This is a genomic window from Qingshengfaniella alkalisoli (assembly GCF_007855645.1).
GTDB classification, from domain to species: Bacteria; Pseudomonadota; Alphaproteobacteria; order Rhodobacterales; family Rhodobacteraceae; genus Qingshengfaniella; species Qingshengfaniella alkalisoli.
Window position 1 is genome coordinate 1,469,554 of record NZ_CP042261.1, and the last position, 26,813, is coordinate 1,496,366.

Annotated in this window: 24 protein-coding genes; 4 read left to right on the forward strand and 20 right to left on the reverse strand. The window is 59.2% G+C overall.

Annotated features, from left to right (window positions below; translation table 11 throughout):
* Positions 1-69 precede the first annotated feature (69 nt).
* The 8 genes from FPZ52_RS07390 to FPZ52_RS07425 form a co-directional block, all read right to left on the reverse strand.
* Complete coding sequence (locus FPZ52_RS07390; RefSeq protein WP_205758573.1) at positions 70-786, reverse strand: GntR family transcriptional regulator; 717 nt, start codon at positions 784-786, stop codon at positions 70-72.
* Positions 787-1,383: 597 nt separating this feature from the next.
* Positions 1,384-2,097 (reverse strand): ribonuclease activity regulator RraA, encoded by a 714-nt coding sequence (locus FPZ52_RS07395; RefSeq protein ID WP_146364847.1) that lies wholly within the window; start codon positions 2,095-2,097, stop codon positions 1,384-1,386.
* Between the two features lie 28 nt (positions 2,098-2,125).
* The gene (locus tag FPZ52_RS07400) at positions 2,126-3,151 is read right to left on the reverse strand and encodes a lactonase family protein (protein ID WP_146364848.1); all 1,026 of its coding nucleotides are present in this window, start codon (positions 3,149-3,151) and stop codon (positions 2,126-2,128) included.
* 6 nt (positions 3,152-3,157) lie between these two features.
* Positions 3,158-4,366 carry a mandelate racemase/muconate lactonizing enzyme family protein gene (locus tag FPZ52_RS07405; RefSeq protein ID WP_146364849.1) on the reverse strand — a complete coding sequence of 403 codons (1,209 nt, stop codon included), beginning with the start codon at positions 4,364-4,366 and terminating at the stop codon, positions 3,158-3,160.
* A gap of 9 nt (positions 4,367-4,375) precedes the next feature.
* Positions 4,376-6,130 (reverse strand): dipeptide ABC transporter ATP-binding protein, encoded by a 1,755-nt coding sequence (locus FPZ52_RS07410; RefSeq protein ID WP_146364850.1) that lies wholly within the window; start codon positions 6,128-6,130, stop codon positions 4,376-4,378.
* Positions 6,130-7,275: an ABC transporter permease gene (locus FPZ52_RS07415; protein ID WP_146364851.1), complete on the reverse strand. Its 1,146-nt coding sequence runs from the start codon at positions 7,273-7,275 to the stop codon at positions 6,130-6,132. The genes FPZ52_RS07410 and FPZ52_RS07415 overlap by 1 nt, the downstream gene beginning before the upstream one ends.
* A 5-nt stretch (positions 7,276-7,280) precedes the next feature.
* Positions 7,281-8,267 carry an ABC transporter permease gene (locus tag FPZ52_RS07420; protein ID WP_146364852.1) on the reverse strand — a complete coding sequence of 329 codons (987 nt, stop codon included), beginning with the start codon at positions 8,265-8,267 and terminating at the stop codon, positions 7,281-7,283.
* An 89-nt stretch (positions 8,268-8,356) separates the two neighbouring features.
* The gene (locus tag FPZ52_RS07425) at positions 8,357-10,309 is read right to left on the reverse strand and encodes an ABC transporter substrate-binding protein (RefSeq protein WP_240804315.1); all 1,953 of its coding nucleotides are present in this window, start codon (positions 10,307-10,309) and stop codon (positions 8,357-8,359) included.
* A 359-nt stretch (positions 10,310-10,668) separates the two neighbouring features.
* Between FPZ52_RS07425 and FPZ52_RS07430 the strand changes: the two genes are divergently transcribed.
* Both FPZ52_RS07430 and FPZ52_RS07435 read left to right on the forward strand, forming a co-directional pair.
* On the forward strand, positions 10,669-11,508 hold the full coding sequence (locus FPZ52_RS07430; RefSeq protein ID WP_240804316.1) for an NAD-dependent epimerase/dehydratase family protein: 840 nt from the start codon (positions 10,669-10,671) through the stop codon (positions 11,506-11,508).
* 56 nt (positions 11,509-11,564) lie between these two features.
* Positions 11,565-12,410, forward strand: a complete 846-nt coding sequence (locus FPZ52_RS07435) for an aldose epimerase family protein (RefSeq protein WP_205758574.1) — start codon at positions 11,565-11,567, stop codon at positions 12,408-12,410.
* A gap of 109 nt (positions 12,411-12,519) precedes the next feature.
* Here the strand turns inward: FPZ52_RS07435 and FPZ52_RS07440 are convergent, their stop codons facing one another.
* The 12 genes from FPZ52_RS07440 to FPZ52_RS07495 all read right to left on the reverse strand — a co-directional run bounded on the left by FPZ52_RS07440 (position 12,520) and on the right by FPZ52_RS07495 (position 25,447).
* Entirely contained in the window at positions 12,520-13,146 is a 627-nt protein-coding gene (locus tag FPZ52_RS07440; RefSeq protein WP_146364855.1) for a 3-oxoacid CoA-transferase subunit B, read from the reverse strand.
* Positions 13,146-13,850 (reverse strand): CoA transferase subunit A, encoded by a 705-nt coding sequence (locus FPZ52_RS07445; RefSeq protein WP_146364856.1) that lies wholly within the window; start codon positions 13,848-13,850, stop codon positions 13,146-13,148. Before FPZ52_RS07445 ends, FPZ52_RS07440 begins: the two co-directional genes overlap by 1 nt.
* A gap of 6 nt (positions 13,851-13,856) precedes the next feature.
* Positions 13,857-14,459 carry a biotin transporter BioY gene (locus FPZ52_RS07450; RefSeq protein WP_146364857.1) on the reverse strand — a complete coding sequence of 201 codons (603 nt, stop codon included), beginning with the start codon at positions 14,457-14,459 and terminating at the stop codon, positions 13,857-13,859.
* Between the two features lie 9 nt (positions 14,460-14,468).
* Positions 14,469-15,260, reverse strand: coding sequence for a crotonase/enoyl-CoA hydratase family protein (locus FPZ52_RS07455; RefSeq protein WP_146364858.1), 792 nt, complete (start codon positions 15,258-15,260; stop codon positions 14,469-14,471).
* Positions 15,257-16,135 (reverse strand): hydroxymethylglutaryl-CoA lyase, encoded by an 879-nt coding sequence (locus FPZ52_RS07460; RefSeq protein ID WP_146364859.1) that lies wholly within the window; start codon positions 16,133-16,135, stop codon positions 15,257-15,259. Before FPZ52_RS07460 ends, FPZ52_RS07455 begins: the two co-directional genes overlap by 4 nt.
* Positions 16,132-18,123, reverse strand: a complete 1,992-nt coding sequence (locus tag FPZ52_RS07465) for an acetyl/propionyl/methylcrotonyl-CoA carboxylase subunit alpha (RefSeq protein ID WP_146365694.1) — start codon at positions 18,121-18,123, stop codon at positions 16,132-16,134. The genes FPZ52_RS07460 and FPZ52_RS07465 overlap by 4 nt, the downstream gene beginning before the upstream one ends.
* Positions 18,124-18,125: 2 nt before the next feature.
* The gene (locus FPZ52_RS07470; RefSeq protein WP_146364860.1) at positions 18,126-19,733 is read right to left on the reverse strand and encodes a carboxyl transferase domain-containing protein; all 1,608 of its coding nucleotides are present in this window, start codon (positions 19,731-19,733) and stop codon (positions 18,126-18,128) included.
* 60 nt (positions 19,734-19,793) lie between these two features.
* A complete protein-coding gene (locus tag FPZ52_RS07475; protein WP_146364861.1) occupies positions 19,794-21,083 on the reverse strand; it encodes a TRAP transporter large permease in 1,290 nt (429 codons plus the stop codon).
* Positions 21,084-21,161: 78 nt separating this feature from the next.
* Complete coding sequence (locus FPZ52_RS07480; RefSeq protein ID WP_146364862.1) at positions 21,162-22,163, reverse strand: TRAP transporter substrate-binding protein; 1,002 nt, start codon at positions 22,161-22,163, stop codon at positions 21,162-21,164.
* Between the two features lie 23 nt (positions 22,164-22,186).
* Positions 22,187-22,708 (reverse strand): TRAP transporter small permease, encoded by a 522-nt coding sequence (locus FPZ52_RS07485; RefSeq protein WP_240804317.1) that lies wholly within the window; start codon positions 22,706-22,708, stop codon positions 22,187-22,189.
* A gap of 8 nt (positions 22,709-22,716) precedes the next feature.
* Complete coding sequence (locus FPZ52_RS07490) at positions 22,717-23,844, reverse strand: FAS1-like dehydratase domain-containing protein (RefSeq protein WP_240804318.1); 1,128 nt, start codon at positions 23,842-23,844, stop codon at positions 22,717-22,719.
* Positions 23,845-23,887: 43 nt separating this feature from the next.
* Positions 23,888-25,447 (reverse strand): acetate--CoA ligase, encoded by a 1,560-nt coding sequence (locus FPZ52_RS07495; RefSeq protein WP_146364864.1) that lies wholly within the window; start codon positions 25,445-25,447, stop codon positions 23,888-23,890.
* On the opposite strand from FPZ52_RS07495, the gene FPZ52_RS07500 reads away from it, so the two are divergent.
* Both FPZ52_RS07500 and FPZ52_RS07505 read left to right on the forward strand, forming a co-directional pair.
* Positions 25,446-26,393, forward strand: a complete 948-nt coding sequence (locus tag FPZ52_RS07500; RefSeq protein ID WP_240804319.1) for an IclR family transcriptional regulator — start codon at positions 25,446-25,448, stop codon at positions 26,391-26,393. The two genes, FPZ52_RS07495 and FPZ52_RS07500, sit on opposite strands and share 2 nt — an antisense overlap.
* 3 nt (positions 26,394-26,396) lie before the next feature.
* A complete protein-coding gene (locus FPZ52_RS07505; RefSeq protein WP_240804320.1) occupies positions 26,397-26,813 on the forward strand; it encodes a PaaI family thioesterase in 417 nt (138 codons plus the stop codon).

A 26,813-nucleotide genomic window follows, 5' to 3' on the forward strand; every position in this document is an offset into this window, starting at 1 on the left:
CGATGAGGCTCGGCACAGCCCGAACCTGCAAAGACGTTAAGCTCTCGAATTGCGAGATTGGATCGCTGTTCAGCCCGGCTGCTTCCGGCGTTTCCTGCGCAGCCGGTCGAGGAAGGTGGCCTGAGCGTTGCCAAGGTGTTCTTCGATTGCGCGCGCGGCCTCTTCGGGCAGGCCCTTCTCGACCGACTCGACGATGCGCCAATGCTCGTCCGAGGATCGCCGCATCTGGGCAAGGTTCAATGGTTCCGACAAGGAAAGGGCCTGAAGCCACCTGTCGTGCTTTCGGATGATCGACACGGCTTCGCTGTTGTAGTGGTGATCGACGATCAGGTCGTGAAATGCCACATTCGCCTTGTGATATGCTTCGTAGTCGCCCCTCTCCACCGCAGCCTCGCAGTCTTCCTGATGTCGGCGCAGTGCGGTAATGTCGTCCGGGGTGGCGAACTCGACGAAAGACTTGACGATATAGGCCCATAGGATCGCGCGCAGGTCGAAAACGTTTTGCAGCATCTCCTCGTTGATCTCGCGCACGCTGGCGCCTCGATTTGGTGTGATCGTGACCAGCCCTTCGCCTTCCAGCATCTGGAGCGCCTCACGCGCGGGATTGGTGCTGGTGCCATAGCGTTTGGCAATTTCGGACACCTTCAGACGCGCCCCTGCCGTGACACGACCGTCGAAGATCTCTTCCCGGATCAGATGGGCAATGCGACTGTATCCAGGTTCGCGAACTTTCTTGCTCTTCGACGAGCTTGCTTTGCCGCTTGGGCTTTTGACGACTTTGTCCATCATTCCTCCTTGCCTTGCCACAATAGGCGCGTAAGCGGCCCGTCTCTTTACCATTAGATAATTTGCAGGGAGCGTGCGGGCCCGCTACCCTTGCCGTCTTTGAGGCGGCAATCATAGTACATCATAGCAACAGGTTCACACACAAAATTGTGCGACGCCTTGCCTTCAGGTATCAACAACCAGCCGTCCTGTCATGGCGCACCGTCAATCAGAGTACGAAGTCGATCAACGAGACGCCGCCCTGACCTGTCACATCTTAAGCGACGCGCAGGATGGATTGCGCGGACATGGTGGCGGACAGGACGATGACCGCGATCAGGATGCCCAGGTCAGGAAACGGCGCGGCCATAGCGGCAACTTCAACTTGAGCTTGTTGGCACTCACGATGGTGTTGTCGAACACCAGGCTGATTTCGAGCATCGCCAGCACCGTACAGATGAAGAAGATCGATAGCGTGCCGAACGCCGTTCCAGCCGACCCACCCCCAACTGCAAGCCGACTGCCGCGACAAGAATGGCCCAACGAAAATGGCAAAGCATGGAGCCACCGGTTTGCTGTGCCGAGTCGTCACGCACCCTCACTGACCCCACGATAGTATTAGGTGTCGTCCCGTGCGGCGAGCCAAGCATCGAAGGCCCTGCGGTTTTCGTCCTTCGTGCAGGGATAAAGGCCGATGACAGTATCGCCACTTTCCACCTGTTCAAGCACGAATTCTTCGTAGGCGGTCATTTCGATGCACTCGTCCGCAACCTCTTCCGCAATTTCGGCGGGCACGACGATCACGCAATCAGCGTCTCCGACGATGGCATCACCGGGAAAGACCGGCGCATCGCCACAACCGATGGGTTCGTTGATGGCAATGGCCTCGTTGTTCGTCAGGTTGGTAGGGCTGGACGGGCGCGTGTGATAGGCAGGGATCTCCAGTGCTGCGATTTTCATGGCATCACGAAACCCGCCATCCGTGACAACCCCACCCGCGCCGCGCTTCATCAGCCGAGTGATAAGAATGTCCCCGGCAGAGGCCGCATCAGCCTGCTTGCGGCTGTCCATAACCAAAACATGTCCTTTGGGACACGTCTCGATTGCAACCCGCTGTTTGTGCTCGGGGTCGCGGAAGACTTCGATCCCGTTGCGATCCTCGCGCGCCGGCATGTAGCGCAGAGTGAAGGCAGGTCCGACCATGTTCGCGCCCTTCCAGCCGACCGGATGCACCCCTTGGATTACTTGGTGGCGTAATCCCCGCTTGTAGAGCGCAGTCGCGATCGTCGCGACCGAAACATGCTGAAACTTGACCTTGGTGCTCTCTTTCATCGTCAGATCCTTGGTGAGTTTGGATGGGTCAAAGCGCCAGTACCCAGCTGGGCACTGCACCGACTGCGACCCGGGCAGCAAGGTCAGGCAGTCCGTCGGGCCGGATGCGATAGCTCCAGACCTCGCCGCTCGCTTCGCCTAGGGCAATCAGGTAACGCCCGCAGCGGCTGAGGTCGAAAGCCGTCGGGCACTCCGGCGCTGGCACGGCGCCGATCAGATGCATCCCGCCTGCCGCATCGAGACGGAAGGTGAAGATCCGCGAGGTGTTGCGCTCGGAGGCATAAAGATGGGTCTGATCCGATCCAAGGCGCAGCTCGGCCGCCCGGGCCTTTTCAGCCCCCGGGAACAGCGAGACGCTTTGGCGGACCGAAAGGGCACCGGTTGCGTCATCGACGTCCAGGCAACTCAGGAGACCCATGAATTCCGACAGCAGGTAGGCCCGCGCCCCACCTTCGGTAAACGTGAGATGACGAGGTCCCGATCCGACGGGCAGGTCTAGGCGCGACAGCGGAGCGAGGCCGCCGCGCACGGCATCGAAGCTGCAGCATTGCACGAAATCACCGCGCAGGCTGGTGGCATAGACCAGCCCGTTAGGCGCGGGCACCACGCAATGGGCCTTATGTGCTTCCTGCGTCAGGACCGGCTCGCCCGCGCAGCCGCTGTCATCGATCGGGCTGACAGCGATCACGCTGCCTACATTGGATGAGGTCAGCACGTGCCGACCACTAAGCGATAGCTTCAGGTAGCACATGCTGGCCGGCAGGCTGGAGCTGCCCAGACACTCCAGGCGGCGCGCAGCCCGATTCAGCGCAAAGCTGTATAGACGGAACGGCTCGCCGCGCCAAGCCAGATAGATCCGCTCACCATCGGCGCGCGCGGCCATCGGCACACCCCTGCATGTGCCACCGGCCTCGGGCAAGGTCAGCCTTTCGAGAACTGAAAAGCCGCCTGTCGCCGGATCCAACGTGCAAAGCGCAAGGGCCGCCTGCCCCGCAAGGGCAACCAGGACAAGGTCGCCACCTGGCGTCGTCGCACCTTCCGTTTCGACTTCCATCTGATCTCAGTACTCCGTGGTCCGCTTCAGTCGCAGACGGGAACTCCGGCGCAGACGCGGCTGGAAGTAGACGCATTCTCCGAAGGTGCCCGGCTCATAGGCGCCCTCGTTCTTGGGCATCTCCGAGACGTTCCTGCTGCTGGGGTACTTCTCAATTTCGTCTTCAACCAATTCCACGCCCAGTCCCGGAGCGGTTGGCAGGGGCAAGGCGCCGTTCTCTGACTTCAAGACCGGAGTCACGACATCATAGCGGCCTTCCCAGTCGATCTCGACCCGTTCCAGCATCAGCACGTTCGGAATGGTCGCCATTACATGCAGTGCCGCAAACTCGGCCACCGGCCCCAGAGAGCCGGAATGCGGTGCCATGGTGATGAAGTGGGATTCTGCCATCGCAGCCATTTTGCGCATCTGGGTAATCCCGCCAGCCCGCCCGGTATCGGGCTGGATCACGTCCACCAGGTCTCGCTCGATATAGGGCCGAATTCCCCAGATCGTGCTGACGCGTTCACCTGCAGCCAAGGGAATATCCACCGCATCACGCACGCGCTGCAGGGCATCCAGGTTCTCAGGCGCAACCGGATCCTCATAGAACAGAAGGTCCAGCTGTTCCATCTCCCGTCCCACAGCGATAGCGTCGGCGGCCGTCATCCAGGATGGTCCATGCGCATCAACCATAAGGTCAACATCGCCCCCGACCGCGTCGCGGATCGAAGCCACCAAGTCGATGTCCACGCCACCCGTGAAGCCGACCTTCACCGCACTGTAGCCACGAGAAACCAGTTCACGCGCTCGCTCGGGCGACTTGGCATGGCCATAAACCGGGATCGTGTCGCGAAACCGGCCGCCCAGCAAGTTCCATACTGGCTGCCCAAGAACCTTGCCCTTGATGTCCCAGAGCGCCATTTCGATGCCAGACAACGCACCGCCGCCGACCGTTCCGGTCATGCCGTGGCCCATCGTGGCAATGTAGAGCCGGTGCCACAGTCGGTCGATGTCGCGCGGGTCTTCTCCTATCAGGGCGGTGGTCAGGTCTTGAACGGCCCGTTCGACAACCCGGGGCCAGCCCGAGCATTCGCCGATGCCGTAGGTGCCCTCGTCGGTCTCGATCTTCAGGAACAACCAGTTGCGCGACCCACGGAAGGATCCATCGGCAGCGGACAGGCCCGGCCGGGGCCCGACCTGCATGAGGAAAGTCTTGATGTCAGTAATCTTCACGGGAATTCCTCAGGTAGCTTCTTGGTAGCGGACGCGCCGTTTCTGACCACGCACGCGGGGATCGGCCACAGGCACGGCAGAAAGCAGCGATTGCGTGTAAGCGTGCTGCGGGTTTCGACAGACGGTCTCGGTAACGCCGGTTTCGACGATCTGCCCGCGATACATGACCGCGATACGATCACAGAAATACCGGATCACGGCGATGTCGTGACTGATCAGGATGAAGCTGAGATCAAGCCGATCCTGAAGGTCGAGCAGCAGATCCAGGACCTGCGTCCTGATACTGACATCGAGCGCCGAGGTCGCCTCGTCCGCGATGATGACCCGCGGGTTCGGCGCGATGGCACGCGCAATCGAGACCCGCTGCCGCTGCCCGCCCGAGAAGGCATGCGGGTAGCGCATGTAGGCCGAGACCGGCAGCCCCACCTGCTCAAGCAGCTCATGCACACGGTCGCGGATCTGTGGAGCGGTCATCTTGCCTTCGACGATCAGCGGTTCGGCGATGATCTGACCGATGGTCATGCGCGGGTTGAGCGACGAGAACGGGTCCTGGAACACCGTCCGGATGTCGCGCCACGGCTGCGACAACTGGTCTTCGTCCAGACCGGCAAGGTCACGCTCCTCTCCGGCTTCGTTGGTATAGAGGATGCTGCCCTCGTTCACCTCGTAGACACGTTGCAGGCAGCGACCGAAGGTCGTCTTGCCCGAGCCGCTTTCGCCCACGACGCCCAGGTTCTCGCCCTTGCGCAGCTCAAGGCTGGCCGCGTTCACGGCCTTCAGACCCTTGAACTCGCCTCCGAACCATCCCTTCTTGGCGCCGAAGACCTTGGTGACGTTCTCGGACACCAGGATCGGTGCACCGATGGGGCGAGCCTCGCGCATCGCCAGGCGCCGTTCCGAGGGGTGATCGAGCTCCCGCACGGAGTTCAGCAAACGTTGGGTGTAGGGGTGCTGGGGGTTTTCGAAGATGTCGTAGACATCGCCGGTTTCCACCACCTTGCCGAAGCGCATGACGGCGATTTCATCCGCGATCTCGGCGACCACCCCCATGTCATGGGTGATGAACAGGACAGCCATGTCGCTTTCGTCCTGGATCGACCGGATCAGATCGAGGATCTCGGCCTGGATCGTGACGTCGAGCGCCGTCGTCGGTTCGTCCGCGATCAGGACCGTCGGGTTGCAGGCAAGCGCCATGGCGATCATCGCACGCTGACGCATGCCGCCCGAAAACTCGAACGGGAACTGGTCGATGGCCTTTCCGGGATTGGGAATTTCCACCTTGCGCAGCAATTCCAGCGTCCGCTCGCGGGCCTCCTTCTTCGACACGGCCTCGTGCAGGCGGATCGCCTCGCCGACCTGATCCCCGATCCGGTGAACCGGCGAGAGCGAACTCATCGGCTCCTGGAAGATCATCGCGATGTCGCGACCGCGGAGGTTGCGGATCGCCTTGGACTTGGGGTCAAGCCGGAGCAGGTCGACCGTCTCGTCGAAATCGCCTCCGCGCGCCGTGCGGTGGCGGTGGAGCAATGCCTGGCCACCGGTCACACGGCCGGGCGGATCGACGATCTGCAGGATCGAACGCGACATCACGCTTTTCCCGGATCCGCTTTCGCCGACGACGCAGAGCGTCTTGCCCGCATGCAGTTTGAGCGACACGTCATCCACAGCGCGAAAGGTGCCGCGCGACGTCACAAATTCGGTCGTCAGATTCTGGAGTTCCAGAACGGTGTTGTTGGCAGAAGCGTTCTTGGCTGTTACGGTCATCAGTGTGAATCCTGTGCATAGGGATCAGCCGCGTCCCGCAGGCCGTCGCCAAGGAAGTTCAGGGCAAGCACTGCCACGAAGACGGCCCCGCCCGGAATGAAGAGCCAGGGTGCCTGCGCGATGGAGCGCACGTTCTGCGCCTCCTTCAGCAACACGCCCCAGGAGATGATTGGCGGAGTCAGGCCAAGGCCAAGGAAGGACAGCGAGGTTTCGGCGATGATCATTACCGGAATCGCCAGCGTGACAGATGCGATGATATGGCTGACCATCGACGGCATCATGTGGCGGAAAATCACACGTTTACGTGAGCATCCGTCGAGCCGTGCCGCAGTTACGAAGTCTTCGGTCCGCAGCGCCAGGAACCGCCCCCGAACCACGCGCGCCAGTTCGGTCCACGCGACCAGCGACAGGATCACCGTGATCGCGAAATAGCGTGTCAGTGCGGACCAGTCCTGCGGCAGCGCCGCGCTCAGGCCCAGCCAGATCGGAATGGTTGGCAGCGAAATCACCAGCTCGACGATCCTCTGAATGAACAGGTCCACCCGACCGCCATAGAAACCGGAAATACCGCCAAGGACCAAGCCCAGTGCGAGGCTGAGCGTCACGCCGACCAGGCCGATGGACATGGAAATCCGCGTCCCGTAGATCGTCCGGCTCAGCATGTCGCGCCCAAGCCGATCCGCCCCAAAGATATAGAACCGTTCGCTGGGATCCTTCGTGGTCAGAAAGTGACGGTCCATGGGGATCAGCCCCCAAAGCTTGTAGGTATCCCCCTTGCCGAAGAACTGGAGGTAAATCTTCTCGTCGGGGTTCACTGTGAAGGTGGTTTTAAGCGTGAACGTATCGCGCTCGGACGTCATCGCGCGAACATACGGACGGATGGACCAGCCACCGTCGGCATCACGGTCGATGAAGCGGATCATCTGCGGCGGATGGTAGACGTCTGCCGACGACGTCGCGTTTGGATCGAAAGGCGCGAGGAACTCGGAGAACGCGGCAACGACGTAGAGCATCAATACGATGGTCGCTCCCGTCATCGCCAGACGGTGTCTACGGAATGCGATCCAGATTAAGCGCCACTGTGACGCAAAATCCTGAGGCGATTGGTCGAGTGCGCGCGGGTCTGTTTCTGTTCTTGAAGTCATAATAGTCACCGGAAGCGAATACGCGGATCAATCACCGCAAGCAGAATGTCTGACACCAGCATACCGATGATGGACAGGCAGCAGAGCAGCAGGATGAAGGCACCGGCCAGGTACATGTCCTGCGCCAGCAGAGCCTGAAGCATCAGTGGGCCTGCCGTCGGCAGCGACAGCACGACGGCCGTGATCACGGCGCCGGAAATGAGCTGGGGAAAGGCCCAGCCGATGGTAGACACGAATGGGTTGATCGCAATACGCACGGGATACTTCATGATCAAACGGAATTCGGAGAGCCCCTTGGCGCGCGCTGTCGTCACGTAGGGACGATGCAGCTCGTCCAAAAGGTTGGCGCGCATTATACGTACCAGGCTTGCCGTGGCGCTGGTGCCCAGAATGATGACCGGAATCCAGATGTGCTTGGCAAGGTCGACGAATTTTGCCCAGGACCAGGGCGCGTCCAGATACTCGTCCGAAAAGAGGCCAGATACGTCGGAGCCGAAATGAACTACCGCGATGTACATGAGCACGAGCGCGAAGAGGAAGTTGGGTGTTGCGAGACCAATGAAGCCGATCGTCGTGACCAGGTAGTCTCCGATCGAATACTTACGCACGGCGGAGTAGATCCCGATGGGAAGCGCCAAGGCCCAAGTGAACATGAGCGTTGCCAGCGCAAGCGTCACTGACAGGGACATGCGTTCCCAGATCAGGGTCGAAACGGGCTGCTGCCATTCGAAGGAAATGCCGAAGTCACCCCGGATGGCGTTGCTGATCCAGTACCAGTACTGAAGGAGAAAAGGTTCGTCCAATCCATACCGTTCGCGCAAGGCGTCAAGACGGGCCTGATCAACCACATCCCCGGATTCGGAGAGCTTCGCTGCGAAGCTCGTAATGTAATCTCCAGGCGGTGCGGATATAAGCGCAAAGGCGATGAGGGTGACTGCGAATAAGAGCGGAACTGACCACACGATGCGCCGCAGAATGTAGAGGAGAAGCATATTTAGGCCACCTGGTGTGCTGCTGATGCGTTTGGCTGAGCAGTGCCGCCACGTGAGGAGGCAGCGACACTGCATTTCATGCTGCTGTCTTAGTCTGCCCAGTACCAGGTTTGCAGCAAGGTGGGCGACGGGGTCGGAAAGGACCAGGAGCTGGGCATCGACTCCGGCACGTTCCTCAGGCCGTTCTTGACAATTCCATAGGTCGGCAACGCCTTGGACAGACCGATGACTTCGAACTCGTCCGCCGCGATGGATGCCATTTCCAGCATCGTGGCGCGGCGCTCGTCAGGGTCGGCCAGGCCGCGCGCCTTGTCGAAGAGCTCGAGGCGCTTCTTGACGCTGGCCGGCGGCTCCTCACCACCTTCGCCATTGCTTTCGTACCAGTTCACCCACGGAATGCCATAGCGGCTGTCATGGCTGACGGGGACGATCTGGTGCGGTAGCTGACCGGAAACCCAGCTCTGGCGTCCGTTCCAGACAGCGGCGTCATGTTCGTTGCTTTCGGAGGTGCGCTGGTAGAAGAAGGTGCGTTCCATGGCGTTGATTTCCATGTCGACACCGATTTCGGCCCACTGCTGTTGGATCAGCTGCAGCGCGTCGACCCAGGTGGGATCGAAAGTTGGGATCACGTCAATCTTGAATGTAAACGGCTCGCCGTTCGGAAGCAGGCGCATCCCGTCGGGACCGCGCTGGTCCAGACCCAGCCCGTCCAGCAGAGCATTCGCCTTTTCCGGATCGTACTCCAGAAACTGGGTCGAGGTCTGCTCGTGGTAGTAGGGATGGTCTTCGAACGGACCATGCTGCCACGGCTCACCGTCGCCAAGCATCACTGTGTCGATGATGGCCTGGCGGTCCATGCCGAGCGACATAGCGACACGGAAGTCCTTCTCGTTGAATATCTTCTTCAGCTCGGGGTTCTTGCTGGTCAGATTGAAATCAATAACCATGTTGGAACCGCCTGGAGGTGCAGCCTCGAAGAAGTGGTAATCGCCTGCCTCGCGGTTTTCGGCCAGAACGGGACGATTGTCGGGCGTATCGATGTGACGCAAACCATAGTCGATCCGGCCACCTATGGCTGCAAGGATCAGGCTTTCAGTGTCCGCGCCGATCGGCATGACCAGCTTGTCGATATAGGGCAACTGATTGCCCTCGGTGTCGATCTGCCAGAAGTAGGGGTTGCGCTCCATAACCACGCGTGTCGCTCCACCGCTGTACGGCTCGGTGACGATCCAAGGATCTAGTGTCGGCCGCTCCGGATTACCCCAACGCGCCGGAATTTCCAGATCACCGCACTTCTGCAGGAATAGGTTCTGCCAATCGGCCGCATTCTCCGCAACAATCAGGTCATCGATGTTGTCGTTGTACTTCGGCATGAACTGGCTGCAGTAGTTCTTCGAGTACAACACCGGGTTCTGGCCGAGCGGTGCGGCAAGTTCGGCCAAAAAATCTCCATAGGGCTGGGTGAAGGTGAACCTCACGGTGTAGTCATCCAGCTTCTCTGCCTTCATCGGCTCGCCGCCGGTTGTATAGCGGGCGGGAGTCGGTGCGAACTCATCGTTCAGGATCAGATCTTCGACGTTAAACATGACATCGTCGGCAGTAAACGGCGTGCCGTCCGACCATTTCATGCCCTCACGCAGATGGAAGGTGAAGACCTTGCCTTCCGCGTCCACGTCGAAACTATCCGCAACGTTGGGAACCACCTCTGTGTAGTGCGGATCCCAACGAACCAATCCCTGGGGTCCAACCACACGAAGAATGCCGTTGTGGTCCGAGCTTCCGCGCAGGCCCGTTCTCAACTCTCCACCATAACTGCCGATCGCTTCAAGCGGCGTGATGACGGCAGGCTCACTACCGACGCGTTCAGCCACGGGTGGCAGTTCGCCGGCAGCGACATTCTCCGCAAGCGCCGGCGCTTCGCCGATCGCGTCTTGCGCGGCAGCCGAAAACGCCATCAGCGGCACGAACGCGACACCCAGCATCAAGCCAGCCATCACACGACCAACCGATCCAGATGTGACATACGTTGTCGTTCTCTTCATCATTTCCTCCCTGTGTCGCTGCGGTGACCATCGACTCCATCCTCCAGCCCGGCCACAGCAATCGGAAAAACCGTATAATCTCTGTTTACACTTTTCAATACAGATAATACATTATTTTGATAAAGTGTCAGATGTAGCGCCGGGAGTCCAAATTCTTGGATAACGTATCTAACTGAAAAACAGGAAATAATTATGATCATAGGAGGAAGTAAAAGCACATCGGCTCAGAGCGTATCGTACACTATTGTGCCGAAAGCACCTGCTATTCTGCGCGGAACGAGTCCTTCCCCTTCACCATTAAAGACGAAGGCCATACCCATATGAGCATGCTGAATGCTTCCGAATCTGATCAGAAAAAGATGTCGAGCAGTCTTCCTCAAAGATCGGGAAAATGCATCGCGATCACTGGCGGATCCGGCAGGGTCGGAACAACGCTGCGCAAGATCCTTGCGCAGAAGGTAGCAAAGATAAAGATCGTCGATAAGGCCGACCCCGGTCCGCTGGCGGACAACGAGACCTGGGAAAAACTGGATATCTCCGAGGGTGAGACCCTAGCCAACTGCATGGCAGATGTAGACGGCATCGTCCATCTAGCTGGCTATCCAAACGAACGCGAGATTGCGGATATACTCAGGATCAATGTCTTGGGCACTCACAATGTTCTCGAAGCGGCGCGCCGAAACGGGATCGAACGTATCGTCTTCGGATCGTCCAATCACACCGTCGGCTTCTATCCCCGTAAAACATGCGTTTCCGACAAGGACCCCATGCGACCGGATTCGCTGTACGGGCTCAGTAAATGCTGGGGAGAGTTGGAGGCAGGGCTTTACTTCGACAAGTTCGGAATTCGCACTTTGAACATCCGTATCGGCAACGCCGGAGAACGGCCTACGGACGCCCGCGCGCTGAAGATCTGGATCAGCCCGCGTGATCTTGCTCAGTTGGTCCTTATTGGCCTCGAACATCCCGATATCACCTGCACCACCGTCTACGGCATCTCAGAGATCGAGGCTGGCTGGCTGGACAACCGCACTGCGGCCGATCTCGGTTACCTTCCCTATGACCGTGCAGCCTCCTTGGCCGGACCAGACAACGCCCAAGAGCGCCCTTCGCCCATGCCGCATATCGCGGAATTTTTCCAAGGTGGCCGCTTCTGTGTATTTAACCACGATGGGACGCTCAGGAAGCGCCTGAAATGACAATGCCGGATGTGTCCCAGCCAGACCCTTCAACCGCCCCCTGTGAGCCACGCTTCGTGATCCGCAACGCTTGTTTGGAAGCCGTCTTCTACCCGACGGCAGGAGGCCGCATGGGCTGCCTGCGCCACTTCCATTACGGCCATCTTCTCGTGCCATTCCCGGGAAGCCGCTTAGGTCTATCGCAATGGCCTAAGGCCGGAGCCTTTCCACTCTTTCCTTTTCACAACAAGTTACAGAGCGCGACCTTTAATCTCGAAGGCCGTCAAATCCGCCTGAAACCCAACATGACAGACGGAACGACGGTGATGCACGGCCCTGCGCACCGCCGTGCATGGCATGTCAGCGATAATACCGAACAACACATTGAGTTGGCACTTGATTACAAGGCTGATCAAGATTGGCCTTTTGACTTCAGGGCAACGCAACGGTTCGAACTATGCCGAAACCAGCTAACCATCGCGCTTCGCTTAACCAACACAGGCAAGGTTGTCATGCCAGGTGGTATCGGTTGGCATCCATATTTTCGTGCATCTGAAAGTGGACAAATCAGCCTCGACGCAGAGCGGCAGTGGGATCCATTCACTGCAAACAGATCATTTAAGCTGGCTCGAGGCAACGATGTAGCGCCCAGCCCAATTCTGGAACTTGGTCGCACCCATCATTACTCCGGTTGGAAGCAAGCAACGGCATCGATCGGCGACGGCGCTCGGATAGCCATTGAGGGACACGACGCCCTATCGTACTTCGCTGCGCTGCACAAAGAAGTGTATCTATGTCTCGAACCGGTATCCCACCTAGCGGGCGCCTTCAGCGACATTGACGGCCCCTTCTCCAACAACGGGCTGCGCCTGCTTGTCCCGGGTGAGAGCTGCAGCGGCACAGCTATCCTTTCCGTTTCCTAACCCCGTTTTCCATAGATAGATTTATTTTGCATCCGGCTCGCCATAGCTTGCCATGTTCGGGGATCGGGGAATTGAGCGCAGAGAGAACTAAATCAACGCTCCAAACGTGCTAAATTGTAATGCAAGCTTTCGTTTTGTCCCGTATTTCCTGCTCGGATACGCCGTCGGCGACTTCCACGATCTTCAGCCCGCCGTCGACGACGTCGAGAACGCCAAGATTCGTGATGATCCTGTCGACGACGCCAGCGCCTGTCAGGGGCAGAGTGCATTCTTTCAGCAGCTTTGACTCGCCATGCTTGTTTGTATGGTCCATCACGACGACGACCCGCTGCACGCCCGCGACCAGATCCATCGCACCACCCATGCCTTTGACCAGCTTGCCGGGAATCATCCAATTGGCCAGATCACCATTTTCCGCAACTTCCATTGCCCCGAGGATGGCACAGGCGATCTTGCCGCCCCGGATCATGGCAAAGCTCTGGGCGTTGTCGAAATAGGCGGTACGGCTGAGTTCCGTGATGGTCTGCTTGCCTGCATTGATAAGGTCGGGGTCTTCCTCGCCCTCGTAGGGAAAGGGCCCCATGCCCAGCATGCCGTTTTCGGATTGCAGCGTGATATCCTTGTCGCCGACATAGTTGGCAACAAGTGTCGGAATGCCGATCCCGAGGTTTACATACATGCCGTCTTCGAGTTCTTCCGCCGCGCGCGCGGCCATCTGATTGCGATCCCAGGGCATCAGCTGTCCTCCCGCTTGCGTGTCGTGCGCTGCTCGATGCGCTTTTCGTGCTGGCCTTCGATCAGGCGATGGACATAGATGCCCGGCAGGTGGATGTGATCGGGATCCAGAGATCCGCGTGGGACAATTTCCTCGACCTCGCAGATGCAGATCTTACCACAGGTTGCCGCCGGCGGGTTGAAGTTGCGCGCGGTCTTGCGGAACACCAGATTGCCCGTGTCATCCGCCTTCCACGCCTTCACGATCGAGATATCCGCGACAATCCCACGCTCGAGAATATACGTCTCGCCGTCGAAATCCTTGTGCTCCTTGCCTTCGGCGATTTGCGTCCCGACGCCCGTCTTCGTGTAGAAGCCCGGGATACCAGCACCGCCTGCGCGCATCCGTTCGGCCAATGTGCCTTGGGGGTTGAACTCCAGTTCCAGTTCGCCCGACAGGTATTGGCGCATGAATTCCGCGTTCTCGCCGACATAGGACGACATCATCTTCTTGACCTGTTTCGTCTGCAGAAGGATGCCCAGCCCGAAATCGTCCACGCCCGCATTGTTCGAGGCCACGGTCAGATCCTTGGTGCCTGCGTCCCGGATTGCAGCGATCAGCAGTTCCGGAATGCCACACAACCCGAAGCCGCCCGCCGCAATCGTCATCCCGTCAAAGAGCAGCCCGTCGAGGGCGCTTTTCGCATCGGGGTAAATCTTCTTCATGTCAGACTATCCCCTTGCTTGGCCGATCAGCTTCCATGTTGTTGGGAACAGGATTGTTGCCAGCACTAACTTGATTGCGTCGCCGAACACAAAGGGGGTCAAGCCCCATGCCAAGATCGGCTTGTCCCAACCATACAGGACCCCCAGCCATACTATTCCGGGGATGTAGATCAGAACATTGCCGACAAACATCGCAGCTGCCATCGAAACCATTTGACGGTCCAATCCCAGCCTTGCGGCATAGCCGATGGCACATGTCGCTAAGACGTAGCCCATCAAATATCCGCCAGTCGACCCTGTCATATAGGCGATGCCATTCAGATCGGCATATGAAGATTGAAATACGTCGAACCCGATCGCACCAACAATCAAATAGGCCAGCACCGTCGATAGACCGAGCCTCGGCCCATAGGCCGCTCCAATGGTCAAGACAGCAAATGTTCCCAGGTTCATGCCAACGGGCGATCCCGGAACGGCTATTGTCATCTTCGATGCTGCGGCAAGGAACAAGACACCAATCGCCAGCCAGCCAATCCGCACTAAGTTACGATTCAGATCTATAGATGTTCCCCATGGCTCGACGAGAACGGAATGTTTATTGATAGACATTGAACAACCTCAGTTCGTTTCTCGCCACGCGGGCGCTTCTTTGGCAAAGAACGCGCGGATCCCGTCTTGGGCCTCGGCGGTTTCCCATCTGTTCGCAAGCGCATCAATGCTGGCTTCATAGGCGTCAGCCGCCGACATGTCCTTTAGCGACAGGCACAGGGCCTTGGCATCGGCCACCGCACTAGGCGCGCATTGCAAGAGGGCGTTGACCTCCGCTTCAACGGTCTCGTCCAGTTGCTCTGCCGCACACACCTTCGCCACGGCCCCTGCCCGCCACAGGAAATCGGCGTCAAAGGGCTTGGAGTTCAGGAACACCTGCCGCCCATATCCTTCACCCAGCTTGCGCATGACAAATGGTCCGATGGTTGCCGGGATCAGGCCAAGGCGCGTCTCGGTCAATGCAAAGCGGGTGGAGCGTTCAGCCACCGCAACATCGCAGATCGCCAGCAGGCCAAGACCACCCCCGAACGCCGCGCCATGGATCCGTCCGATCACGGGCTTGGGCAGCGCGTTCCACAGCCCCAGCATATCCGCCAGCTTTCGCGCCTCGGCAATCTTGCCTGCGCGGTCCTGCTCGGCCTGAGACCGCATCCAGCCAAGATCCCCACCCGCGCAGAAGGTCTTGCCCTCTCCGCGCAGCACGACGACCCTGACCATGTTGTCTTCAGCCAGCTGCCGTGCCGCATCCGTCAACTCCGCGATCATCTGTGCGTCCATCGCGTTGTGCTTGTCGGGCCGGTTCAGCACCACTTGCGCCACGCCGCGCGGGTCCGTCTCCATTCGGATGGTTTCGTAGGTCATGAAGTCCCCTTCGACATTTCCAGCCCTGCCACAAGATCGGACAGGTAGCGTTCGGCCGCCTCAAGCGCATCGAGGTCGAGACCCGTTGAAAAGCCCCGCTCCTCCAACAGTCGCACGAGTGGCAGGGTCGAGACATTCCCCTTGGCGCCGGGCGCATACGGACACCCGCCCAGCCCCCCGATCGCACTGTCGAAACTGCGCAGCCCCCGCGCCAGCGCAACCTCGACATTGGCCAGCGCGTTGCCGTCGGTGTCATGAAAATGTCCGGCCAGATGATCGGCGCCCACAGACTCCGCTACCGTATCAAGCATGCGTGCGATGCTGTCAGGCGTGCCTTTGCCGACGGTGTCGCCCAGCGAGATTTCATAGCAGCCCATGTCGCGCAACGACCGAGCGACGTCGCGCACCGCCTGTGGCGCAACCGCGCCGGAATAGGGGCAGACCACGACGCAGGAGACGTAGCCCCGGACGGGGATTCCCGCCTGTTCAGCCGCTTCAAAAACCGGTTCAAATCGCACCAGGCTTTCGGCGATGCTGCAATTGATGTTCTTTTGCGAGAACGCTTCTGAGGCAGAGGCGAACACAGCAACTTCATCCGAGCCAGCCTCTACCGCCCGCTCGAACCCTTTCAGGTTCGGGGCCAGCACGGCATAGCCCGTGCCCGCCCTCCGCGTGATCCCCGCCATGACCTGCGCCGCATCGGCGAGTTGCGGCACCCATTTGGGCGAAACAAAGGATGTGGCCTCGATCCGCTCGAAACCTGCTTTCGACAGCAGGTCGATCAGCGCAATTTTGCGGTCGGTCGGGATGATGGCTTTCTCGTTTTGCAGCCCGTCACGCGGCCCGACTTCATAGATGCGCACATGGTTGGTCACGCGTTGGCCTCCTCCGCAAAGGTGATCACAACCGCGCCGCCTTCAACGGTATCGCCCACCGCAGATAAAACAGCCTTCACCCGCCCCGCACGCGGTGCCGTGAGCGTCGTTTCCATCTTCATCGCTTCCATGATCCCGACCCGGTCGCCCTCATCGACAAGATCGCCCTCCGCCACATCGAGCGCAATCAGCATCCCCGTCATCGGCGCGAGAACGGCATCGCCCTGCCCTGTTTCGGCAGACGTGCCCCATCTTGCGTCTGGCAACAGAAACTCCCGCACAACGCCTTCGATCAGAACGGAGACGCGCGTGCCTTGCGCGTCGTTCCATACGGCTACATTGGCTTCGATCATCCGTTGCGTTGATCCCATTCGTGCGGAAATGCGATCGCCTGTCCGCAGGACATCGCTCAAGGTGACGCTATCCGCGCCTCCGGTCAGTTCTATCCGGCCATTCTGGTGCAGAACGACGCGCCGCTCAACGAGATCTGCGTCGCTGAGCAGCCGCAGCTCATGCGCGGCTTCCTCCCAAAGCCGCCAGCCGAAATGTGGCGCGGTCGGGTCAAGGTCCAGCGCAGCGATACCTGCTACGGCCACATGTGCCTCGCTGAGCGGCGGGACAGAAACCAGCCCGTCCAGATTGCGTTCTATCAATCCGGTATCAACCTGCCCCTCACGGAACCCGTCATGCTTGGCCAGCGCGATCAGGAATTCCGTGTTCGTGACGGTGCCCGCCAGATGTGTTTCCTGCAACGCGTCCACGAGGCGCGTCAGCGCGGCTTTCCGACTATCGGCGTGGGTGATTACCTTGGCGATCATCGGGTCATAAAACGGGCTGATGCCGTCGCCCGCGCGAACACCCGTGTCATTGCGGGCCAGTTGAGAGAACTTGACCTGTTCCAGCCGCCCCGTCGCCGGCAAAAACCCGTTCACCGGATCTTCGGCATAAAGCCGCGCCTCGAACGCATGGCCGTTGATGGTCAGATCCTCTTGTGGCATCGGAATGGGCTCGCCCGCAGCGATGCGCAACTGCCATTCGACCAGATCAACGCCTGTGATCGCCTCGGTAACGGGATGCTCGACCTGAAGGCGGGTGTTCATTTCCATGAACCAGAAACCATCAGGGCGCAGCGGGCCACTGCCATCCACGATGAACTCGATCGTGCCGGCCCCGCTGTAGGAAATCGCCCGCGCCGCCTTGACCGCCGCATCGGTCATGGCCGCGCGCATCTCGTCGGTCATGCCGGGTGCGGGGGCTTCTTCGATCACCTTCTGATGACGGCGCTGGAGCGAACAGTCCCGTTCGAACAGATGCACCACAGTGCCGTGACTGTCGCCAAAGACCTGCACTTCAATATGGCGGGGCGAGGTAATGAACTTCTCGATCAGCACCCGCCCGTCACCGAAGGATGCCTGCCCTTCGCGCGTTGCCGCTTCCAGCGCCGCGCGAAAGTCGTTTGGGCGATCGACCTTGCGCATCCCCTTGCCGCCCCCGCCCGCGCGGGCCTTGATCAACACCGGATAGCCGATCCGCTCTGCCTCCGCGGCCAGGAAATCGGCGTCCTGCTCCGCACCCTGATACCCGGGTACGACAGGCACACCGGCTCTGATCATCAGGTCCTTAGCGGCGTCTTTGAGCCCCATTGCACGGATCGATGCGGCGGACGGGCCGACGAAGATCAAGCCTGCCGCCTCCACCGCGTCGACGAACTCGGGGTTCTCGGACAGGAAACCATAACCGGGATGGATCGCCTGCGCGCCGGTGTCCTTCGCTGCCGCGATCATCAAATCTGACTTGAGGTAGCTGTCTGCAGCTGGCGGCGGACCAAGCCGCACCGCCTCATCCGCCATCGCAACATGACGCGCGCTCGCATCCGCATCGGAATAGACGGCAACGGTCCTGATCCCCATGCTCTGTGCGGTCTGGATCACACGGCACGCGATTTCGCCACGGTTCGCGATCAGCAGTTTTGTAATAGGTGCTGTCATCATTACATCCTGAACAGGCCGAATTTCGTATCCTCGATCGGCGCGTTCAACGCCGCCCGCAGGCTCAGTGCCACCACATCGCGGGTCTTGCGCGGATCGATGATGCCGTCATCCCAAAGCCGCGCCGAGGCATAGAGCGGTTTTGACTGACGCTCGAACATCTCAAGCGTCGGTCGCTTGAAATCGGCCTCGTCCGTGTCGGACCAACTGCCGCCTTTGGCTTCAATACCCGCACGTCGAACATTGGCCAAAACGCCTGCCGCCTGCGCGCCGCCCATCACGGAAATGCGCGCATTGGGCCACATCCAGACGAAGCGCGGCCCGAAGGCGCGCCCGCACATGCCGTAATTGCCGGCGCCGTAGGATCCGCCGATGATCACCGTGACCTTCGGCACCGAGGCGGTGGAGACCGCCGTCACCAGCTTGGCCCCGTCCTTGGCGATGCCGCCTGCCTCGTATTTCGATCCGACCATGAAGCCCGTGATGTTTTGCAGGAACAGTAGCGGGATTTTCCGTTGGCAGCACAGTTCTATGAAATGCGCACCTTTCAGCGAGCTTTCGGAAAACAACACGCCGTTATTGGCCAAGATACCGACCGGCACCCCGTCGATATGGGCGAAGCCCGTGACCAGTGTCGTGCCATATCGCGGCTTGAATTCGGCAAAGTCCGACCCGTCCACGATCCGCGCGATCACCTCGCGCACGTCATAGGGCGTGCGGTCATTGGCGGGCACCACGCCCATGAGGTCGTCGGCAGGGTAAAGCGGCTGGACGGCTTTGCGCAGGTCGATATTCGGACACGGCGCGGGCCCTAGATTGCCGACGATCTCGCGCGCAAGCGCAAGGGCATGGCGATCATCGTCTGCCAGATAATCCGCCACGCCAGACAACCGCGTGTGTGTATCGCCGCCTCCCAGCGTCTCGGCATCGATCTCCTCGCCTGTCGCGACCTTCACCAGCGGTGGTCCCGCGAGAAAGATGGTGCCCTGTTCCCGCACGATGATGGTCTGGTCGCTCATGGCCGGGACATAGGCCCCGCCCGCCGTACAGGACCCCATGACGACCGCGATCTGGGCAATGCCCGCCGCGCTCATCCGTGCCTGGTTGTAGAAAATCCGCCCGAAATGGTCGCGGTCCGGAAAAACCTCGTCCTGATTGTTCAGGTTCGCGCCACCGGAATCGACCAGGTAGATGCAGGGCAGCCGGTTTTCTTCCGCGATCTCCTGCGCGCGGAGGTGCTTTTTGACCGTCATCGGAAAATAGGTGCCGCCCTTCACCGTCGCGTCGTTGCACAGGATCATGCAATCACGCCCTGCTACACACCCTATACCCGCGATTGCCCCGGCGGCTGACACCTCGTCACCATACATCCCGCAGGCCGCGAACAGACCGATCTCCAGAAACGGTGATCCCGGATCGAGTAGCCCGGCAATTCGATCGCGCGGCAACAACTTCCCCCGACCGACGTGACGCGCACGCGCGGCATCCGAGCCGCCGCGCATGATCCGTTCGGCCTGAGACGCGATCAGGCCGCAAAGCGCCTCCATCGCCGCGCGGTTGTCCGCGAAACTCTCTGATGCAGGCGTGACCTCGCTGTGCAGTATTGTCATCGTATTCTCCTGTCATATCGACCGGAACCAAAGCGCACGGTTCTGGAAGAAGCTTACGGGTCAGTTCACCATCAAGCTAGGCAGCCAAAGCGTAATCTGCGGGAATAGTAGCAGCGTTAGCAACACGAGTATCTCCATCGCCAGAAACGGCAGAATGCCTCGAAATATTTTGCTGAGCGGCACACCCGTTTGTGCGGCGGCGACATAGACATTCAACCCCAGCGGCGGGGTAAGAAGACCAATTTCCACTGTCTTGGTTACGACGATCCCGAACCATACCGGATCAAAATCCAGCGCCATCGCCATGGGAAACGCCAAGGGCATTGCAAGCGACAAAATCGCCAACTGGTCCATGAACATTCCCATGACCAGCAGCGCGACAATGATGAAGGCCATGATCATGCCGCGTGACATCTCCGTTGTCGCGACGAATTCCAGCAAGGTGTGGGTGATCCGCGTAAATGCCAGATAGTTCGAGAAAATGGCAGAGCAGGCGACAATCGCCACGATCATGACGGTTGCACGAATGGCGCTGGAAACACTGCTGTTGAATTTGGTGAAGGTCAGTGTCCTCTGGAAAATCACGATGATCAGCGACCCCATGACACCTAGCGCAGCGGCCTCGGACGGGGATGCAAGACCCCCGTAAATCGCACCGATCACCAGGATCACCAACACCGTCATCGGGAACACATGCCGACTGGTCTTGACGGCCTTTTTCAGAACGAACGGATCGCCCTTAGGGGCTTGGTCGGTCGTGTGCGCGATCAGCTTGATCACAACGGCCAGCCCGGCAGCCGTCAACAGTCCGGGAACAATGCCCGCGATGAACAACTTACCGATCGAGGTTTCCGTCAAGACGCCATAAACCACCAGAACGATTGACGGAGGAACTACAACCGCAAGGGTGCCACCAACGGATACGACCGCCGCTGCCAGCCGTTGCGAGTAGTTGTGGTTGCGCATTTCCGGAAAGGCAGATGCTGCCATCGCCGCTGTCGACGCGGTCGAACTGCCCACAAGCGCGGCCAGCAGAACAGAGGCACCGACAGTGGCCATGGCCAACCCGCCCTTTACGTGTCCGAGCCAGGCCTGACAGGCGATGATCGCCCGGCGCGTGACATCCCCGGCGGTCAATAGCTCCGCCATCAGGATGAAAAGCGGGATCGCCACCAATATGAAGGACGCCGAGCTGTCAAAGAAAGTCCTTTCCAGCACCGCAAGCGCTGGACTGACGCCGAGTTGCACGGCCAGCCCGACAAATCCAGCTATACCCATTGCGAAGGCAATCGGCATGCGGAAGGCCATAAGGACCGCCAGAAGGACGAGAATGGCGAAGAAGGTAAACATGAAGCGGCGCGAACTCCTTGGTCTGGTGATCACGGCGTCAGGGACAGACCACCAGACAGTTTGGAAAAACGGGGCTGATTACTGGCTGGTTAGCGCGACATAACTGTCGAGAACGGCCTTTGCCTCATCGCCACCCATACGGCTTACCCAGTCATCCGCCACCAACGCCATCGCATCGCGAAGCGTGGCGAGTTCTTCATCACTGAAGCTGTAAGTGTCGATTCCGTCGGCCGACCATTGCGCGATCATCTCGCCCACGCTCTCGTCTTGCGCCGTTGCTACATGGGAGGCAATTTCGTCGCCAATGGAAACCATCGCTTCTTGCACATCAGCATCCAGGCCATCGAAAAGATCGCTGCGCAAGACCATCACGAAGCTGTAGCCACCAAACGAGCCGTTGGTCGAAATATGGCTAACCACTTCGTTGAGCTTGTAGCCCGCCACCGAAGCCAGCGGAAACAGGACAGCGTCCAGTCGCCCACGTTCAACCGCGGTATAGACTTCCGGTCCGGGAATCGAGATTCCCACGGCACCGAGGCTGCGCGCCGTCATCGCCTGTGTCGCGCCGGATGTGCGGACGTCCATTGCGTTCCAGTCTTCCGGCATGCCCAGACGTTCTTTTGCCAGCACCTGGTATGGGGGCAACACGAAGCCAAAAATCGGCGTTACGCCTGACGCAAGCAGTTCCTCGCGCAACGGCCCTTCCTTAAGCATCGCCTGCATCGCCTTGGTCCCCTGAACGGCAGAACCGTAGTAACCCGGCAGTCCGACCACCGAATTCAGCGGCAAGGTATCCGCATGATAGACGGTGCCCAGAAGCGCGGCATCCAGAATACCGCTTTTCACCGCATCAAGTTGCGCCTTGGACTTGGCGGCCTGTTGCGACGGGAAATGGTTGAAAGTGATTTCACCATTTGTCGCCGCTTCGACAGCTCCCATCCATTTGGTGGTGCCTTCGATCGACACGATATGACTGGTGGATTGGAAATCCCCCAGACTCAGAGTCTCGGCATACGCGGCGCCTGCACACAGGGTAATCGCGCTGGCAAATGTCGTAACGGTCTTCTTCAAGGTATTCATTTCAGTCTCCTCCCTATAGACTTCTATGATTGGGTGGACTCCGGCGCGTCTTTGACAAACGCGTCATAGAGCAGCCGCAGAACCAACACGCCGCATCCCACCGGAACGACGGCATAGGCCCACCCGAGCGGCCAATTGACCACGCCGTATTCCACGTCGCCGTGCAGAAATGCCAGAAAGGCAAACTTCCCAGCCATATAGGTCACGGCACCGAAAAACGCGGCGGGCAGAAGCAGCCGCGTCTTGGTGACAAACCGCCCGAATGCGCCCGGCAAATGTTCCGGCATGAAATCCAGCGCCAGATGGCCGCCGCTCCGAAACACCCGCGACAAGGACAAGGTGGCCAGCGCTGGCATCAGGTAGAGTTCCGTCAGTTCGAACTGGAACTGGACCGGCACATTGAAAAACAGTCGCAGCAATATGTCCGCGTTGATCAGGACAACGACGACGATCAGGCAGAAGCACCCCACGAAATGCAGGGTGTCTTCGGTTTTATCGAGTATCGTTCCAATCACGTTCAACCCCTCCTCCATTGGCTGACGCATCGGTTCCCTCAGCGTTTGGGAAGCTCGACGATGGCGGATCCGAGTGCAGACAATTCGCCGTCCTGCTGTTCAGCGCGCTGTTCGATCTCCAACAGGGCACGCCCGTCTTCTTCGAACTTGCGCGACACCGACCCGTGGATCAAAATGATGTCGCCTTCCGGATTGTGCCGGCGGACCTGACATTTTGCCTGACGCAAAAACCCGTCATCGCCCATCCAGTTCGTCATCTGATGCGTGAGCCAGGACGTACGTTCGGGGCCATAGTCATAGGCACCGGGCGCGCCGACCTCTAACGCGAATTCTTCTTCCCAGTGGACACGTTCAGGGCAATCAGGGATGCCAAACCGGTTCTTGATCCCTGCCGATGGATGCTTCTGCTGCAACTGCCACGCCAGCTTGTTTGCGCGGATGTAAAGCCCGCCCCAGCCCTGTGCGTAAGCAATGAAACCGGTTGCGGTCATCGGGCCTTTGACCATTGTGGGCAATTCATCCCCGACCGAAACATCGTCCCAATAGCGTGTCTCGGCACCACGGATTTCTTCGTTTTCATAATACTTGTTGTATTCGTCCAACTCATCCTGCGTATAGACGCGACGGCCCTTTTCCTTCGCTTCCGTATACTTCGTGCCGTTTTCGCGGGCCTGATCGCGATCCGTGCGGAAACACCAGCTGTCGGCGTCGGCCAGAAGGTCACCGGATTTCGCATCGTAGAAATCTACGTGGTAGATCTGCTGGATCGCTTTGCCGGCAAACCGGGTGTCATGTTCCACGAGGTCCTTCAGATAGGCTTCGGTGCGGAACTCCGTGTTGCGCGGAATGACCTTGTGCCAGTTCCAGTTCGCGCCCGACCACATCGCGTGAACCCCGGGCAGCCCACCAACATAGCCTGAAATGATCCGGCTGGTTGCGAACAGAAAGCTCGGCAACGCAATGACGTCACCGTATTTCGTGCCCTTGGCATAGTCGGGATCGCACCAAAGCGGATTGTCATCCCCGATGCCGTGCGCATAGTGACGGATGTTGTCGCGGGTGGCCTCATAGCACCAAGGTTCCACCGTTTTCTCTATCTTCACCCCAACCCGCTTGCGAAGATCATCCAGACCTTCCTCGGTAATCTTGGGGAATTTACGTGTCATTTGGTTCATCTTGTGTCCTCCATAGCCGTCGCAACAGCTCGCCCTAGTTGGCGGCTTCCAGTTTTTTTGCTTGTTGATCGCGCAGTTTTTTTCGGTTCACCTTGCCCGCCGGAGTTTTGGGCAGCTCGGTGACGAATTCGATCTGGCGCGGGTATTCGTGCCGCGCCAATTTGGTGCGGACATGGTTCTGAATATCTTCCTTGAGATCGGCGACCTCGGAACCTCGCAGAATAATGTAGGCTTTCACCACCTGACCACGCAGCTCGTCCGGCGCACCGATCACACCGCATTCGGCGACCGCCGGATGGCTCAGGATTGCGTCCTCGACTTCAACTGCGCCAATTGTCCAGCCTGCCGAGATGATGACGTCATCAGCCCGTCCGCCATGATAGAAATAGCCATCCTCATCAACACGGCCGAGATCTTTGGTGGGAAACCACTTGCCGCTTTTCTTGACCATCAGCTCGCCGCGTTCGCCCGGGTCGCAACGGGAACCATCGTCGCGCTGCACTTCGACCTCAACCCCCGGGACTGCCTTGCCCATCGCGCCGTCGCGGACCTCCAGATCATCAGCGCCGGGATAGTTGGCGATGATGACACCGATCTCGGTGGTGCCATACATCGACCGGACCTTGGTGCCGAACAAGCGTTCGACATAGACCGCCGTCTCGCTGTCAATGGGTTCGCCGGTGAAGGACAGCTTGTCGAAATAGTAGTCGAAATCTTCCGCCGCACCCGAATTCCGCATCATGCGGTAATGCGTTGCTGCCGCTGTCAGATTGGTAATTTTGAAGTCATGCAAAGCCTTCAGCAGACGAACCGCGTCAAACTTGCCAGAGAAGGTGCCCGTCGAAACCCCCATTGCAAGCGGCGCAAGCGTTCCGTGCCACAAACCGTGCCCCCATGCCGGAGACGATGGACAGAAGAACCGGTCGCCCGGACGTATTCCGGTTGCATAAAGGGCCGCAACCATGAGGGTAACAATCGATCGGTGGTTGTGATGCACCGCCGCCGGAAGCGCGCGTGTCGTTCCCGAAGTGTATTGCAGCACCGCAAGATCACTGCCGCTGGTGTCCCATTCGAACACATCCGGCAGCGTCTCCAGTTCATCGAGGAATGCCTGATCCAGAACCGTTACGTTCTTCGCGCCGCCTGCTGTGGCCTCGGCGCTCTTTTCGGCATTGGTGAAGAATATCTCGGGATCACAATCCCCGACACGCAAGGCAATGCCATCCGGTCCGAACAGCGTGAACATCGGCACAGCCACCGCACCGGCCTTGATCGCCCCGAAAATGGCACAGTAGAAGGCCAGTGACGGCTCGATCATCACCGCGACACGATCGCCCTTATTCACGCCCTTGGCGGTCAAAAAATGGGCTATCTGAGACGACCGGCGCGAGATTTCTCCGAACGTGATGACCTCATCCCGCCCGTCGGAATGGGCGATCCGCAACGCAACATTGTCTCCGTCCACATGACGGTCGATGCATTCATGGGCGATGTTGAAGCGCTCGCGCGTGCCATCGAACAGGTCCCACAACGCCTCTTTGGCATAGTGCGTCTGGGCGTCCGCATAGGACGTATATTCCGTCAGTCGGACCATGATCCGCCTTCCTCCCGTAGATCATCGCAACAAGCCCGGAAATCAAATCGAGCACTGGTTGCTGCGTTCGTTGACAACGGTAGGGAAGTGGGTAGTTTATTGTCAATACGATATATTATTGTATATACGCAATAGTCATCCTCAGGATCAGAGTACGCTTATGGCCAAAGAAGACCCCCCTCAAACCACCAAACGACAGGTGCCTGCGGTCACGCGAGCCGTTGCAATCTTAAGGTTTCTGGCGCGTTCCAATGTGCCCGTCGGGGTCAACCCAATAGCGCGGGAACTGGAATTGGTACCCAGCACCTGCCTGCACATTCTGCGGGTTCTCCAGGATGAGGGGCTAGTGGAGTTTGATTCGCACGCCAAACGGTATTCGATCGGAATTGGCATCCTGCCGCTGGCCAGAGCTGCGCTTCGGAAGAACACATTCGCGACCATGATCCAGCCACACCTGTCCGACCTGTCCAGCCGGTTTGGGGTAACGACAATCGCCACGCAAATCGCAGAACCGCGTCAGATGGTCGTGATCGCTTTGTCTCAATCCTCTCTACCCTTCCGCCTGCAGGTCGACCTGGGATCACGCTTTCCGCTGTTGATTTCCGCAACAGGGCGCCTCTTCGCCGCCTTCAGCGATCTGAACGAGCACGACCTGGCAGCTGAATTCAAAAAGCTGGTCTGGGATCATCCCCCGTCGTTCGGGGAATGGCGCACCGAGGTCGACGCGGCCCGCACACGGGGCTACGCGATCGACGAAGGCACTTACATCTCAGGCGTTACGGTCGTCGCCGTGCCGGTTATCAACGATCAGCATCAGATGATCCGCTCGCTGGTCGCCATTGGCATCACCGAGCGACTGCAGGGTGGTCAGGTCGAGGAACTCGCATCCGCCCTCATGCAGATACGTGACGAGGCAGAACAATTTCATTTGTCGGTGGGGGATTAAGGTATGGACGACATTGCACAGGATCGTGGCTGGAAAGAGCTGAAGACCAATGGCTTCATGGAAATGATTGGACCATTGCTTGCCAGCAAAGATGCAGACGGCAACCACTTCTACGCCCTGCAAACCGACAATCGGCACGAAAACCGACTGGGACTTATTCATGGCGGGGCAATCACCACCCTACTGGACCAGGCCATTGCGCTGATCGCATGGGATGCGGCAGACCGGATGCCCACCGTCACGCTTCAAATGGATACACGTTTCATCAGCGCGGCCAAACCGGGCGCCTTTCTGGTCGCGCGTGCCAAGGCACGTCACACGTCGCGGTCCATCGTGTTCCTCGATGCTGAACTGCTCGACCAGAACAGGCTTGTTGCTACGGCCACTGCCGTGATGAAAATACTACGAAAGACCCAATGA